Raw genomic sequence first — 14924 nt, 5'->3', positions numbered from 1 at the left:
GTCCAGGTAACAGAAATGTGATGGCGAATTTTAACCGATCAGGCTGATGGATGACACTATCCTGGGGATTAGATTAGTTCAGTAGGATCGATGTCTAACGACCAACGAGCTTTTCGCGCCAGTTTAAGCTTGGTTACCGAATTGATGTGCTGATCGATTAATTGATGCAGTGCACCGCGATCTGCGGATCGCATCAGTAATTGTGCCCGATATCGACCTGCACGTTTTTCCATTAACGCTGGTACCGGTCCCAGAATTAATACAGATGAGTTTGACTGATGTAACAGTTCGGCGATCTGCTGCAATAACTGCATCGCTAACTCTTTCTCTTTTGCTTCTGCCCGCCATACTGCCCAAAAACCATGCGGAGGTAATTCCATCTGAATGCGTTCTGATAATAAATTATCGGCAACGGTTTCATACCCTTGTTGCAACAGATTTTGCCAGAAAGGATGTTCTGGCTGTTCAGTCTGAATTAACACCTCTCCGGCTTTTTGACCACGTCCTGCTCTACCGGTCACTTGGGTGATTAATTGGGCAAGACTTTCTGTAGCCCGAAAATCAGCACTGAACAAAGCCTGATCAGCATCCACAACCCCAACTAAAGTGACATCATGAAAATCATGGCCTTTGGCTAACATCTGAGTACCAACCAAAATAGCTGGCTGGCCTTGATTAATTTGCTTGACCATATTGGCAAATGAGTTCACCCGTTGGGTACTGTCACGATCTATTCGTAACACAGGTACATCTTTAAAAATTGTTGTAAGTGCCTGTTCAACTTTTTCAGTGCCAACGCCATAACTTTTCAGTTCCGTGTTGCCACATTCTGGACAGCTTTTTGGCAATATTTGTATTAATCCACAGTGATGACAAAACAAACGGTTTTGATGTTGGTGTACCACCATTTTGGCATCGCAGCTTCTGCAGTTTGCCTGCCAATGACATTGATGACACATCAATACCGGAGCAAAGCCACGTCGATTGATAAACAGTAAAACCTGATGGTTTTTATTGATATGTTTTTCTATTGCTTTGATTAAATTTGAACTTAAGCCATTATTTTCACTGGCATTTTGTGCTGCTAGCAGCGAAACCTTGGGTAAACTTGCGCCACCAGCCCGTTCCGTTAACTCAAGCTTTTGATAACGTTGCTGTTTTACTTGATACAAGGTTTCCAAGGACGGTGTCGCACTACCCAGCACAATAGGGATATTTAAACTTTTAGCCCGCATTAAGGCTACATTTCTGGCGTGATAACGCAGACCATCCTGTTGTTTATATGAGCTGTCATGCTCTTCATCGATAATAATCAGGCCCGGTTTAAGCATTGGGGTAAAAACCGCAGAACGGGTGCCGATAATAATATCTGCTTTACCGGCTCTGGCGAGTAACCAGGCTTGCTTGCGATCAGCGTCTGAAACCGATGAATTGATGACCACAATACTGGCATTCAACGATTGCCTGAAACGTTCAACAAACTGTGTGGTTAAACCTATTTCTGGAATTAACACTAAAACTTGCTGTTGGTTTTCCACAAATTCACGGCAAGCTTCAATATAAACCTCTGTTTTACCGCTACCGGTAATACCTTGTAACAAAAAGCTTGAAAACTGCCCTTTTGTATTGCAAATAGTTTCAACTGAATGTTTTTGTTGGTTATTTAGTGAAACCTGCTGCTGTAATTCTAAACAAGGTACCGGTAAGGCAATGTGCTCTCTGGCAATAATTGCATTCTGTTGTTCCAGTGCTGACAAGCTGCTTTTTACATTACCCAGTTGAACTCTTAGTGCTTTTTCACTTAAACCATCAGGATAGTCTTCAAGCAAATCCAGGATCTGTTGCTGTTTCTTGCCCGGTTTACTAGTTGGTTGTTGTAATAAAGACCAATAAGTTTCAGTTTGCATTTCATCAGCATCGCCAAGCCGTAATCGTTTAGGTAAAGCAGCTTGAAAGCATTCGCCGATAGGATGATGGTAATAACGGCTCACCCATTGCACCAGCTGCATTATCTCTAGGGGTAGAAATGGCTGTTTATCAATTTGCTGATCAATTTTTTTTAATTTATCGACGGCTTTTTCGGCTATTGGTTTTATAGCAATAACAATTCCGATCAACTGTCTGCTGCCAAATGATACCGATGCGCGCATGCCTATTTGCCAATTCTCAGCTGGATCATCACTCAGATAATCAAAACTTTGGCGTAATGGACAGGATAAGGCGATTTCGACGATGCAGCTCATTAAACAATACTAAATTAAATAAAAGAGATCTTTTTAATGATGTTAATGCTTTAGTCCTGTGTATAGCTGTACTAATCCTGAAAAGTCTTTTTATTCAGCTAGTTAATTAATGGTTTAATTGTGCATAACTTTACCCTTGCGGGATCGATCTCTTGTGGATAACTAGGTGACTTATCCACAGGTAATTTTATCCACAGCTTATGATCTGTTTTATAAGCAAAGCATACCGTAGTTATTAAGCTTGTTTTACCAGGTTATCAATAGGGGGATCGGCTTGGCTGGTTTTAAAAAATGATGTGGCTTTTACAGCCTGCTGACAGAGTCGTCTGAGTTGAGATATGGCCTGTAATTCTTTTTCCATGCGAGCAATAGAAAGTCTCCCTTCAGCACCACGCCGCAACAATAATGATTTTAATGAAATATAGGATTTTTCCAGAGTTTCCAGCTGATTGGATAAGTCATAACTGGCTTTATCGAGTGTGGCGGTATCAATCAGCATTAAACAGTCGACATTAAAATGTGCCAGCTGTTGTTGTAATTCAGCTTCAATAGGCTGATTAGATAATGCCCGATTTTCAGCAATACCAACGGTAAGAGAGGAAATAGCGTCACAGTATTGCGATACCCGTATCAAATCAGCGGTTTTTTCTGCTATCTGTTCATTAATGTGTTGCTGGTAGAGTAGACGACTGAACTCACCTATTTTTAAAACATTTTGTTCAGTGAAACTGTGCTGCTGTTTTAACCAACTCACAGGCCGGTTTTTATGAATACAGTGGGTCGCCATTTTTAATACATGTTGATTTAATCGAATTAATTCAAGACGGATTGAGGTAAGGGCTAAATTCGGAATTTTTAACGTGGTTTTATCCAGATATTTCGTCTCGGCAATGCTTTCATCTACACTGGAGAATTTGGTTTTCAGCCAGTTTTCCAAGGGATCAGCCAGCTTCCAGATAAGGGCAACACCTAATACGTTAAAGACTGTGTGAAACAGTACTAATGTGGTGGTGAACTGCACATCGTCAACAATTAACTGCTGAAACCAGTGGATCAGCCAGATTAACGGCACCAGCAGAAGAAGGCTGACTATGGCGGTTAAAAGATTAAAAATTACATGGCTGGCAACAATACGCTTGGCTACTGGCTGACTGCCGATAACTGAAAAAATGGACGTTGTAGTGGAGCCCAGATTACTGCCAATTACAATTGCAGCTGCAGGTAATAAACCAATTATTCCACCAGCCAGAGAGGTTAACGCCAAGGTTAAGGTGAGACTGGATGATTGTAGTAACGTCGTCAGGATTAAACCTGCAAAAGCAAACAACACAATATCAATGGCTAATAAACCACTGGAGAAATGCAAATCAAACAAGCTGTCGGCACCACTGAAAGTGGTTTTTAGGGCTGCTATTCCCATAAAAAGCAGACCAAAACCGGTTAATGCCAGACCGATATTGGCATAACCACGATTACTGCCTAATAAACGCATAGCCATGCCGATACCAATTAATGGTAAAGCAAATTTTTCAATATTCAGATTGAAACCGACTAGTACCACCAACCAACCAGTAACCGTGGTTCCGACATTACTGCCAAACACAATCCACATAGCTCTTCGCAGACTGATAATGCCTGCATTGGCAAAACCAATAGTGGCAAGAGTAACGGCGCCGGAGTGTTGAATAATAGCAGTGAGCAGAAAACCAGCACTGAGACCGCGTAGACGGGTGTTAGTCCAGCTTTGCAGGATTTGATTGAGCTTATCCCCGGCAATTTGTTTAAGGCCGTCAGTCATCAACCACATCCCCAACATAAACAAACCTAAGCCGCCTAACAGCGACCCCAGCATATTCACCATACTTCACCTGCCTGATTGATTTATCGTTTAATGGATAATACCGGATAAAAATTAAGCGATGCTATGCTATGACCAGTAAATCAATGAGGTGTGTAATGAAAACGGCGTTTGTAGTGGCGATGGATGAACAGGGATTAATTGGACGGGACAATGATCTGCCATGGCGACTGTCTGCTGATCTGCAATATTTTCGCCGGATTACGATGGGGAAACCTATTTTGATGGGCCGCAAAACCCATGAATCGATTGGCAGAGCATTACCTGGACGACAGAATATTGTGGTCAGTTCTCTGCCGGATTATCAGGCAGCGGGTTGTGATGTAGTTGATTCGATAGATAAAGCGTTAGCGGTTGCTAAAGATGCCGATGAAATCATGGTCATTGGCGGATCATCGTTATTTGAACAAATGTTTGATATCGCCGATAAGTTTTATCTCACCAGAGTCCATGCTGAATTGGAAGGTGATACCTGGTTCCCTGAATGGGATAAAACACAGTGGCAGTTAATCAGCCAGGAATCGCACCCGGCCGATGAAAAAAACGACTATGCCTATAGTTTTGAGGTTTACCAGCGCGTCTAATTTGCCGGAGACATCAGTTGTATTGCCGTATGTAGATGTTCAGCAGTTTCATGGCCCAGATCGGTCAGATAACCGCCATCAGGTTGGGTAATCAAACCGTTGTTAAATAATTGCTGTGCCGCTTCAACCAGACCATCACGCGCAGTTGAATGATGAATTTTTATACCTTGCAGCGTATTGCTGGGATCAAATTGTAATAAGACTTCGATCTGATCAATTTTTTGCTGTTGCATATCCGGCTCCATTACCAATGTATGTTCAGTCTACGCCTAAATTACCCAACGGTGGATGATTTAATAAACGCATAAACTGTTCTGCAGGAACCGGGCGACTGAACAAAAATCCCTGCATATAATCACAACCTTTATTTCTTAATGCGTGCAAATGTTCCATTGTTTCCACGCCCTCAGCCAGAGTTTTAAGCCCTAATGAACGGGCTAAGGTTATTACGGCATCGACAATCGCCTCGTCGTCTTCATCAACCAACATGTCAAATACAAAGCTTTGATCAATTTTGAGCTTATCAATGGGAAATTTTTTCAGATAGTTCAAAGAGGAATAACCGGTACCAAAATCATCCAGAGATAAACGGATCCCCGCTTCAGCCAGAGCTTTAAGTTGTTTGATAGTCAAATCAATATTAATCATGGCGACCGATTCGGTAATCTCCAGCTCAAGATTGTTTGCAGGAAATTGGTACTCATCCAGGATGGAAGTAATCATGCTGACTAATAACGGGTTATTGAACTGTACGGCGGAGAGATTTATCGCAATGACTAAATCATGATTAGCCTCAATCCATTGTTTACATTGTGCTATTGCCGTATGCAAAATCCATTGGCCTATTGGATTGATCATGCCGGTTTCTTCTGCAATGGGAATGAAATCGAAAGGCGAAATCATGCCTAAATCAGGATGTTTCCAGCGTAATAATGCTTCAGCGCCAGTAATTTTATTCAGTTTGATATCCAATAACGGTTGATAAACCAACGAAAGCTCGCCGCGACTCAATGCAAATCGTAAGGCATGTTCCAGTTCCAGTTTATAAACAATTTGTGAATGCATTTCTGCGGTAAAAAACTGATATTGATTGCGCCCTGCCTGTTTTGCCCGATACATAGCGGTATCTGCATGTTTGTTAAGACTTTCCGCATCCTCTCCATTATCAGGATAAATACTGATACCAATTGATAACGTGACAAATAACTGATTACCGTCAATTTCAAACAACGTCGTGATGTTTTCGATTAGTTTCTGTGCAACATGGCCGGCCCCATCTGCGTCGGTATCGGGCAGTAAGATAATGAACTCGTCACCACCAGTTCTGCATACCGTGTCTTCTTCACGTACCTGCTTGGATAATCTCTCGGCAACTTTAACCAGTAATTTATCGCCTATCGCATGGCCTAGACTGTCATTGATAAATTTAAACCGATCCAAATCCAGATACAGCAATGCCAGTTTTTGCTGATGACGCTCTGCGGAAATCAACGCCTGGCCAATACGATCTTTAAGTAAGGCACGGTTGGGCAAACTGGTCAGTACGTCGTGGTGGGCCAGGAAATTAATTTGCTCTTCCGCTTCGCGGTACTTGCTGATGTCCGACATGATGGCGACATAGTTATGTGTTTGCTGTTGGGTATTTTCCACGCGACTAATGGAAAGCCATTGCGGATAGGTTTCGCCGTTTTTGCGTCGGTTTTGTACCTCGCCAGACCAGAAGCCCTGTTGTTCCAGCTGAGCCCACATTTGTTCATAAAAAAATTGGTCATGAATTCCAGAGCTTAAGATGGAAGGATTTTTGCCCACCGCTTCTTCCAATGAAAAGCCGGTCATGGCGGTAAAAGCCGGATTGACGGTAATAATGACATTATCCTGATCAGTGATAATGATGCCTTCGTTACTATTGTTAAATACCAGACTGGCGAGTCGTAATTCTTTTTCTGTTTCATGTTGGCGGCTGATATCACGACTGATGCCGAGCACACCAATGGTTTCTCCAGACTCATTTTTAAACGGGGTTTTCAGTGTTTCAAAAAACACCTGTTGGCCATCGGCGGTGTATTTATGCTCTTCATAAAATTGACTGGATCCGTGCTGTAATGTGAGTTGATCGCTATGCCGAAATTTACGTGCTTCTTTTTCCGGATAAAAGTCAAAATCGGTTTTGCCAATAATCTCTTGTTCGTCCGCACCCAGAAAACTCATCACGGCCTGATTACATCGAATGTATCTTCCCTGACCATCTTTACAGAAAATTAAATCGGGCGACGAATCAATAATGCTTCTTAATAAGGATCGTTCCTGTTGCAGGTTTTTTTGGGCAAGTTTACGCTCACTGATATCTTCAATAATCGCAATAAATACCAATTTATCGCCATATTCTGCTGTCTGTAAATCCACATGGACATCATAGCGTGTGCCATCTTTACGGCTATGATTGGTCTCGAAAATCAGTCTTGCTGTTTCGCCATTTAACAGTGGTGAAATCAACGCTTTAAAAGAGGCCATGTTGTAGTCTTTTTTAAGATCAACCGGCGTCATTTCTTGTAACTCTTCGCTACTGTAGCCGAGGTTGGTTTTTGCTCCATGGTTTACTTGAATAAATTTAAAAGTCTGGGCATCAAACACATAGATTTCGTTTAATGAGCGCTCAAGAATTTCACCAAATAATGCATTTTGCTCGGCAGTCTGCTTCTGTTCAGTGATATCCAACGCTACGCCGACAATCTGCAGCATTGACGTTTGTTCATCTCTTACAACAGAGAGATGGTCTTGAACAGTGATGTAATGACCGTCACGGTGACGAAAGCGGAATTGATTGCTGATGGGTTTGTCGGTTTGTAAAACAGTGAATAAGGTTCTGCGGACTTTATTAATATCATTCGGGTGGATGCATTGCTGCCAAGCCTGTGGATTATTTAACCAATATTCAGCGTCATGCCCCGAATAATGGTTCACCGACTCACTGATATAGCTAAGCAGAAATTCTGGAGGCGTTCCCTGTTTCACGTCCAGAATGTAGGTGACACATGGACTTATCGTCAGTAGATTTTTCAAAAAATCTACCGATTGACGTAGCTCCTGACGTAACTGGTACTGGCGGGTGACATTGGTGAAAACCAGAATCACGCCGAGGATTTCAGTTTGCCGAAGATGATCTACCCGAATCGGTGCCGCACTATCCGATATGTGATAACGCTCACCGTTACGAGCCAACAGAACGGTATGGTTGGATAATTCAACTACTACACCTTTCTGAAGCACGAGATCCACCGGGTTAGTCATTTTTTCACCGGTATCAGCCTGATAAATATCAAAAACTTTGGGCAAGGGTTGGCCGATAGCATCTTTTTCATGCCAGGCAGTTAATTCACTGGCTACTCGATTCATACGAGTGATATTGCCCGATGCATCGGTGACGATTACGGCATCACCAATCGATTCCAAGGTGATTCTCAGACGCTGTTCATTTTCAGTCAAAATACTGATATGCGATTGTAACTGGCGAGCGGCATCAACCAATGTTTTGCCTATATGGGCCTGCTCGGTGTTGCCAGTGAGCGGATTGGTCAAATCAAATTGCTGGTTTTGAATTTGTTGCGAGAGAGTTTGCAGTGCCTTTAACGGGGTGGTGACCAGTCTACGAATCAGAGCGATTAAAAAAAGATTACCCAGTACCATCAGCAAAAGAATTGGAATCAGCGCGGTAATGGTATCTATTCGAGCTTTTTGTAACTTAAGTTTAACGGAGCTCTGCAGAACCAGAATGTGGCCTTGATCTGATGTTAATAATGGAAAAACAACGGTCAATAAACCCTTTTTAGCATTCTCATCGTCAAAGATGCTTTCGGTCGAGCGTGCAAGCTCAATATATTGCAGAAGTCTTTCATCAAGTACTTTATCTGCTGGTTGGTTTTGCCAGATAAAATAGGAAGCAGATTCAATCACATTATTGCTGTTGATCAAGATGGCCAATTGAGAATCAGCACGCAAGGAAAAACGTGCCACACTGCTTCTGGCTTGCTGGTTATCATTATTAGCAATGGCATATTCAATACTATGGCCAAGTTGCAATCCCGCTTCATGAAGCTGGATTTTCGATGCTTGTTTTATATCATGGAGACGATGCCGGTATTCACTGACAGAAGAAAACACCAAAATACTGAGAAATAATAAGGTTACGGTGAGAGGTAACCATAAAGTGAGTTGATAGGTCTTGATTGGATGCATGCATTACTCCAAAGAGTCATGAACCAATAATGGTTGACTATCAATCGCATTTTTTAACAGGCCGGATTCAATCATTAACGCACTCATCTGTTCGATAATCTTTTCCAGCTGTTGATTAAAAATCGTCCGTTGCTGTTCGCGTTCCGGCAAAATCAGATTTTGATAAAAAAGACTGAGTTCTTCGGTTGACACACCTAAACGCGGCGCAATTCGGCTTAAAGCATCGTCTGGATTGTCCGCCAAGTATTTTCGAGCTTTCCAGTAACCATGAAGTAAATGTTGAAGATTTTGCTGTTGCTCCTTGAGCACGAGGTCTTTAGTGATAAGAACATCCACTATCTGACCTGGCAACATGCGACTATCCAGCAGATTTATATATCCCTGCTTTTGCAGTTGATAGGCAATGGGATCAAAGCTGATAACGGCATCGACTTCTCCGCTATTTAGCATCATCGAATGCTGATTGACGGTGGATGGAATGATAATAGTGTCACTTGGAGCTAAATTTGCTATTTGTAGCACTTGAGACAGCATATAAGCCCCGACACCGCTTTGCTCTACTGCGATACGTTTCCCTTTCAGTTCTGCAAGAGACGTTATGTCGGGATTCACGATCAGCTTATCGGCGCCATCGGAGATATTGAAAATAAGAATAAATTTCAGATCAGCTTGGCTTTCCGTTAATCGCAGTGCCTCATCAAGCGTTACAGCAATGGCATCTAATTGGCCTTGCCGAAATGCATTCAAGATGTCGGTGGTAGTGGTTAATTCTTTGAGCTGGATCTGAGAATCGTCGTAATAGGCAAGATCGCGCGCCAGATAAAGTATCTCGTAGCCGGCCCATGGAATAGTCCCTACCCTAAGCGGCTTTTCAATTTGCCAATCACAAGCAAATAAGCTGGTAATAACCAACAGAAAAACCACCTGTTTACCCAAGCGCATGACCTGCTCCCCCTCAGTTTGAGGTCAGCTTAACGATAGCATAAAAACAGACGAAGAATAGTATTTGCCTAGATTGCTTAAAAGTGAGAGAAAACACATGGTTTTTCAATAACCTGCGTTTACAATTGAGTAATGATCGGAGTAAGCTGTAATCCTAAATATCGTTTCAGGAGCAGCAAAATGGAAATTCCAGGTATTGCCCCTTTCAGCGGCCAGCCCACATTGACCAACCCTCTTTCTTCAGAAAATCAGTTGGTGGGGCGTCAGACCTCTGTGCAACAGAACAGTGAAACAGCATCAACAACGGTTGCTCAGGAGCAGGAGCCAACCAGCTTGCAAACCGTTGCTGTTGTTAATGAAACAACTCAGAGCGAAGCGGCTGGTTTTGATACAGAAAACCCGGGTGGCACAATTGATATTACTGTTTGAGGTTTAAGATGGCGGAACCAAAAATCACTCAAGATCCTCTCTATCAGTTATTGCGCGATGGAAAAATAGAAGAGTTTAATCATCGGATCGCCAAGGGAGAAACGGTTGATTTAACCAGCTGTGATTTTCGTCATCTTAATCTTCAGGGGTTGATTGCCAGCGGACTGGATTTCAGCAATAGTTATTTCCGTCAGGCTGATTTGCGTGGTATTGATTTCAGTCAGGCAATCAGTCTTCGCGGTGCCAGTATTCATGGTGCAAAAATATCGGGAGTTTATTTTCCGACGCCGTTAACTGCCGAAGAAATAACCCTTTCATTGCAGCATGGAACCAGATTGCGCTACAAAGATTAATCTGTTGTTTCTGACTTATCTCTGTTTCTGGGGATAAACCGCGAAACTAGTAACCCCAATTCAAATAATAACCAGATTGGTACGGCTAATAACGTCTGTGAGATGACGTCTGGCGGGGTTAGCAGCATTCCAATAACAAACGCACCGACAATCACGTATGGACGTTTCTGAGCCAGACTTTCTCGGGTAGAAATACCTGTCCAGATCAAAAGCAGTGTTGCGATGGGCACTTCAAACGCCAGGCCGAATGCAAAAAACAGTTTTAATACAAAATCAAGATAACTGCTGATATCGGTCATCACTGCTACACCTTCGGGGGCAGCCTGCGTCAGAAAGCCGAATACCAGTGGAAACACCACAAAATAAGCGAACAGGATCCCCAGGATAAACAAGACAGTGCTGGCAAACATCAGTGGAAAAACAATGCGTCTTTCATGCTGATAAAGGCCGGGCGCTATAAAAGCCCACAGCTGATAAAGCAAGACGGGCATTGCCAGCATAATGGCAACCGTCAAGGTCAATTTAAACGGGGTTAAAAATGGTGAAGCCACCTCAGTGGCAATCATGGAACTGGTTTCTGGCAGGTGCTCAAGCAATGGAGCAGACAAAATAAGATATAAATCATTAGCGAACGGCAACAGGCAAATCGCTACGATTAATATAGCCAGAATACCTCTCAGCAGGCGATCCCGCAGCTCGACCAGATGAGAAATCAGTGGTTGTTGTTCACTATTTTCCATCATCGGCCTGTTTTTTATCTAACGAGTCGTCTAAAGATTTCTCTGGATTTGATTTAGGTTTTACTGGTTCATCAAGATCAATGATTTCATTCAAATCGGGTAAATCATCGGGCTTCTTGAAAGCTTGTTTAATTTCTTCTGCTCGCAGTTCTTTGGCGATATCATTCTTGACCGCTTGCAGGGATGCATTGGCACGGCCAATCCATAAACCACATACACGAACCACTTTCGGCAATCTTTCAGGACCGACAACCACCAATGCCACAATGGCAATAAGCAACAGTTCCCAAAAACCTATATCAAACACAATAGTTAGCGTTTAGTAGAGTCGTGTTCTTCGTGTTGCTGTTTATGCTGCTCGGTTTCATTGTCATGTTTCAGATTACCGGCTTCATCTTTTTTCTCATCTTCGCCTTCACGTACAGAGGCTTTAAAGCTACGGATAGCACTGCCGAGATCACCGCCCAGAGAGCGAAGTTTTTTAGTGCCGAAAAGTAAGATGACAATGACCAGAACGATCAACAACTGCCATACACTGATTCCACCAAAACCCATGATGTGCTCCTAATGAAAGCCGGGCAGATTTTTACCGCCTAGCAAATGAATGTGTAAATGATCTACTTCCTGTCCGCCGCCGGGACCAGTATTAATAATGGTACGGAAACCGGTTTCCAGACCTTGCGACATTGCCAGAGCTGGAAGTTTGAGGAACATATGTGCAATCAGCGTCTGATGAGTCTGATCCAGATGATCCAGTCGTGCAATATGTTGTTTTGGAATGACTAACAAGTGCACATCGGCTTTTGGGTTAATATCCTTAAATACATAAATCAGCTCGTCCTCGTATACTTTTGAGGACGGGATCTCACTAGCAATAATTTTACAGAAAATACAGTCGGTCATTTTTTGCTCCTACTGGCCTTTTCATCATGCCCGGACAAGCCAAAGCGACGCTCCAGCTCCTTTAAAACGGCATCTAGCGGAATGTCATTATGCGCCAGTAAAACCATGGAGTGAAACCAAAGGTCGGCGGTTTCGTAGACAATTTGATCTTTGTCTCCGGCCTTTCCCGCGATAATCGTTTCGGTGGCTTCTTCGCCCAGTTTTTTGAGGATTTTATCAGTGCCTGCAGTATACAGGCTGGCGACATAAGAGCTGTCAGCATCGGCGTTTTTACGCTCATTCAGCACCTGCATCAGCTTCTGCAATGTATCACTCATCGGTAAATCTCGTCAGGATTTTTGAGGACTGGTTCTGTGGTTTGCCATTCTCCCTCTTTTAGTTCGAGAAAAAAACAATGATGGCGACCAGTATGACAAGCAATGCCACCGAGCTGTTCAACTTCAAGCAAAATGGCATCTTGATCACAGTCAATGCGTATCGACTTAATGAGTTGCTGATGTCCGGATTGTTCACCTTTATGCCAGATTTTTTGACGAGAGCGTGACCAGTACACAGCATGACCGGTTTCAGCGGTTAGTTGTAATGACTCTCGGTTCATCCAGGCTAAAGTAAGTACTTGCTTGGTCGAAAATTCTTGTGTGATAACGGGGGCTAACCCATCTCCACCCCAATTTACTTGATCCAGCCATGCACTCATAATCGAACCTCAATACCCTGCTCAGCCATTTGCTGTTTGGCTTCACCCACGGTATGTTCACCAAAATGGAAAATGCTAGCGGCCAACACGGCATCAGCATGTCCCAGCTTGATGCCATCAGTCAGATCCTGCAATTTACCGACACCGCCGGAAGCGATAACAGGAACAACAACAGCATCACTAACAGCACGGGTGAGTTCCAAATCAAAACCAGATTTAGTGCCATCTCTATCCATGCTGGTTAACAGGATCTCACCAGCACCCAGTTCAACCATTTTTTTGGCCCATTCAACCGCATCAATACCGGTTGCTTCTCGGCCTCCATGGGTAAAAATTTCCCATCTTGGTGTTTCCCCAACCGCAGAAACTCGTTTGGCATCAATTGCTACAACTATGCATTGCGAACCAAACTTTTCAGCTGCTTCACGAACAAAATCCGGATTTTTAACCGCAGCGGAATTAATGCCTACTTTATCGGCGCCAGCATTTAGCATGCGACGAATATCCGCGACGGTTCTAATGCCGCCCCCAACGGTGAGTGGAATAAATACCTGGCTGGCAACGGCTTTGACCACATCTTCCATCGTATCGCGGTTGTGATGTGTTGCGGTGATATCCAGAAAGGTCAGCTCATCGGCACCCTGTTCATCATAACGTTTGGCAATTTCTACCGGATCACCGGCATCACGTATATCGACAAACTGAACGCCTTTAACAACACGACCGGCATCAACATCCAGACAGGGAATTATGCGTTTTGCCAGAGCCATATCAGAATTGCAGAGGCGGATTTAAACGATCGGCTAATGATTGGCCTTCTGCCAAATCAATAGTGCCTTCATAGATGGCTCGACCAATAATAGCGCCCATCACACCTTCTGATTCGTAATGGCAAAGTGCTTTGATATCGTCATAGTTGGTTACGCCGCCAGAAGCGATGACCGGGATATTGATGGCGCGTGCCAGATCACGAGTGGACTGCAAATTGACCCCTTGCATCATGCCGTCACGGCTGATGTCAGTGTAAATAATGGCTTCTACCCCGTCCTGCTCAAATTGCTGGGCAATATCGATTACATCGTGGTTGGATAATTTAGACCAACCATCAATGGCAACTTTGCCATCTTTGGCATCCAGTCCAACAATAATATGGCCTGGAAACTCAGCACAGACATCACCGACAAAGTGCGGTGCGTTAATGGCTTTGGTGCCAATAATCACATAACGAACGCCGGCATCAAGATAGGTTTGAATGGTGTCTTCATCACGTATGCCGCCGCCCACCTGAACATCCAAGTCAGGAAAAGCTGCACAGATTCGATGAATAACATCAGCGTTAACAGGATTTCCCGCAAAAGCACCGTCCAGATCCACCATATGCAATCGTTTGGCACCAGCTTCAACCCAGCGGGTTGCTACGGCCAACGGATCCTCTGAAAATACAGTGTTATCTTCCATGCGTCCCTGACGCAATCGAACGCAGTGACCCTCTTTAAGATCAATGGCAGGGATTAATAACATAACGCTTTCTCCATCAAACAATTTGTCAGGACTGACCGTCCCAGTTAATAAAATTTTTCAATAACTGCAAGCCGGCATGCTGGCTCTTTTCAGGGTGAAACTGTACGGCAAACAGGTTTTCTTGTGCCAGTGCCGCTGCAAACGGTAATGCGTACTGACTACGGCCCGACACTTTCCCTTCATCTACAGGTTTAACATAAAAACTGTGAACAAAGTAAAAACGACTGTTTTGTTCAATATCCTGCCATAAAGGATGAGCATAAGTCTGTTCAACTTGATTCCAACCCATATGGGGCACTTTTAGTCCCTGTTCTACCGCTTTGTCAAAATACACCACATCACCACTGATGTTATTTAAACCATCAGAACCTTGGTTTTCCTGACTATGAGTTAATAAAGCTTGCATGCCAAGACAAATGCC

The 14924-nt window shown here is 43.5% G+C and carries 17 protein-coding genes; 3 read left to right on the top strand and 14 right to left on the bottom strand.

What is annotated here, in order from left to right:
* Positions 1–68: 68 nt before the first annotated feature.
* Both Q7V21_RS08965 and Q7V21_RS08960 read right to left on the bottom strand, forming a co-directional pair.
* Entirely contained in the window at positions 69–2243 is a 2175-nt protein-coding gene (locus Q7V21_RS08965; protein ID WP_304916967.1) for a primosomal protein N', read from the bottom strand.
* A 235-nt stretch (positions 2244–2478) separates the two neighbouring features.
* Positions 2479–4104 (bottom strand): Na/Pi cotransporter family protein, encoded by a 1626-nt coding sequence (locus tag Q7V21_RS08960; RefSeq protein WP_304916966.1) that lies wholly within the window; start codon positions 4102–4104, stop codon positions 2479–2481.
* 95 nt (positions 4105–4199) lie between these two features.
* On the opposite strand from Q7V21_RS08960, the gene folA reads away from it, so the two are divergent.
* A complete protein-coding gene (folA, locus tag Q7V21_RS08955; RefSeq protein WP_304916965.1) occupies positions 4200–4685 on the top strand; it encodes a type 3 dihydrofolate reductase in 486 nt (161 codons plus the stop codon).
* On the opposite strand, the gene Q7V21_RS08950 is transcribed toward folA, so the two are convergent.
* From Q7V21_RS08950 to Q7V21_RS08940, 3 genes are read right to left on the bottom strand one after another with little or no spacing between them, the layout of a single operon-like run.
* Positions 4682–4918: a TIGR02647 family protein gene (locus Q7V21_RS08950; RefSeq protein ID WP_304916964.1), complete on the bottom strand. Its 237-nt coding sequence runs from the start codon at positions 4916–4918 to the stop codon at positions 4682–4684. The two genes, folA and Q7V21_RS08950, sit on opposite strands and share 4 nt — an antisense overlap.
* A 25-nt stretch (positions 4919–4943) precedes the next feature.
* Positions 4944–8918, bottom strand: coding sequence for a PAS domain S-box protein (locus Q7V21_RS08945; protein ID WP_304916963.1), 3975 nt, complete (start codon positions 8916–8918; stop codon positions 4944–4946).
* Positions 8919–8921: 3 nt separating this feature from the next.
* On the bottom strand, positions 8922–9860 hold the full coding sequence (locus Q7V21_RS08940; protein ID WP_304916962.1) for an ABC transporter substrate-binding protein: 939 nt from the start codon (positions 9858–9860) through the stop codon (positions 8922–8924).
* A 180-nt stretch (positions 9861–10040) separates the two neighbouring features.
* Here Q7V21_RS08940 and Q7V21_RS08935 point away from each other — a divergent pair, with 180 nt between their 5' ends.
* Together Q7V21_RS08935 and Q7V21_RS08930 are read left to right on the top strand one after the other, a co-directional pair.
* Positions 10041–10289: a hypothetical protein gene (locus Q7V21_RS08935; RefSeq protein WP_304916961.1), complete on the top strand. Its 249-nt coding sequence runs from the start codon at positions 10041–10043 to the stop codon at positions 10287–10289.
* A gap of 8 nt (positions 10290–10297) precedes the next feature.
* Positions 10298–10642 (top strand): pentapeptide repeat-containing protein, encoded by a 345-nt coding sequence (locus Q7V21_RS08930; protein ID WP_304916960.1) that lies wholly within the window; start codon positions 10298–10300, stop codon positions 10640–10642.
* Here the strand turns inward: Q7V21_RS08930 and tatC are convergent.
* From tatC to hisH, 9 genes are all read right to left on the bottom strand, one after another.
* Positions 10639–11382 (bottom strand): twin-arginine translocase subunit TatC, encoded by a 744-nt coding sequence (gene tatC, locus Q7V21_RS08925; protein WP_304917006.1) that lies wholly within the window; start codon positions 11380–11382, stop codon positions 10639–10641. The genes Q7V21_RS08930 and tatC overlap by 4 nt on opposite strands.
* Positions 11372–11689, bottom strand: coding sequence for a Sec-independent protein translocase protein TatB (gene tatB / locus Q7V21_RS08920; protein WP_304916959.1), 318 nt, complete (start codon positions 11687–11689; stop codon positions 11372–11374). Before tatB ends, tatC begins: the two co-directional genes overlap by 11 nt.
* Positions 11690–11694: 5 nt before the next feature.
* Positions 11695–11937, bottom strand: coding sequence for a twin-arginine translocase TatA/TatE family subunit (tatA, locus tag Q7V21_RS08915; protein ID WP_304916958.1), 243 nt, complete (start codon positions 11935–11937; stop codon positions 11695–11697).
* Positions 11938–11946: 9 nt separating this feature from the next.
* Positions 11947–12285: a histidine triad nucleotide-binding protein gene (locus Q7V21_RS08910; protein ID WP_304916957.1), complete on the bottom strand. Its 339-nt coding sequence runs from the start codon at positions 12283–12285 to the stop codon at positions 11947–11949.
* Entirely contained in the window at positions 12282–12602 is a 321-nt protein-coding gene (locus tag Q7V21_RS08905) for a phosphoribosyl-ATP diphosphatase (protein WP_304916956.1), read from the bottom strand. Before Q7V21_RS08905 ends, Q7V21_RS08910 begins: the two co-directional genes overlap by 4 nt.
* Positions 12599–12982: a phosphoribosyl-AMP cyclohydrolase gene (hisI, locus tag Q7V21_RS08900; protein ID WP_304916955.1), complete on the bottom strand. Its 384-nt coding sequence runs from the start codon at positions 12980–12982 to the stop codon at positions 12599–12601. Before hisI ends, Q7V21_RS08905 begins: the two co-directional genes overlap by 4 nt.
* Positions 12979–13752, bottom strand: a complete 774-nt coding sequence (hisF, locus tag Q7V21_RS08895) for an imidazole glycerol phosphate synthase subunit HisF (RefSeq protein WP_304916954.1) — start codon at positions 13750–13752, stop codon at positions 12979–12981. Before hisF ends, hisI begins: the two co-directional genes overlap by 4 nt.
* Position 13753: 1 nt before the next feature.
* Positions 13754–14503 carry a 1-(5-phosphoribosyl)-5-[(5-phosphoribosylamino)methylideneamino]imidazole-4-carboxamide isomerase gene (hisA, locus tag Q7V21_RS08890; RefSeq protein WP_304916953.1) on the bottom strand — a complete coding sequence of 250 codons (750 nt, stop codon included), beginning with the start codon at positions 14501–14503 and terminating at the stop codon, positions 13754–13756.
* 25 nt (positions 14504–14528) lie between these two features.
* A partial coding sequence (gene hisH, locus Q7V21_RS08885; RefSeq protein WP_304916952.1) for an imidazole glycerol phosphate synthase subunit HisH occupies positions 14529–14924 on the bottom strand: 396 nt, incomplete at its 5' end.

It is taken from the genome of Methylophaga sp., assembly GCF_030651745.1.
The sequence above is the reverse complement of the archived record's forward strand: the minus strand, read 5'-3'. Positions and strand labels throughout refer to the sequence as shown.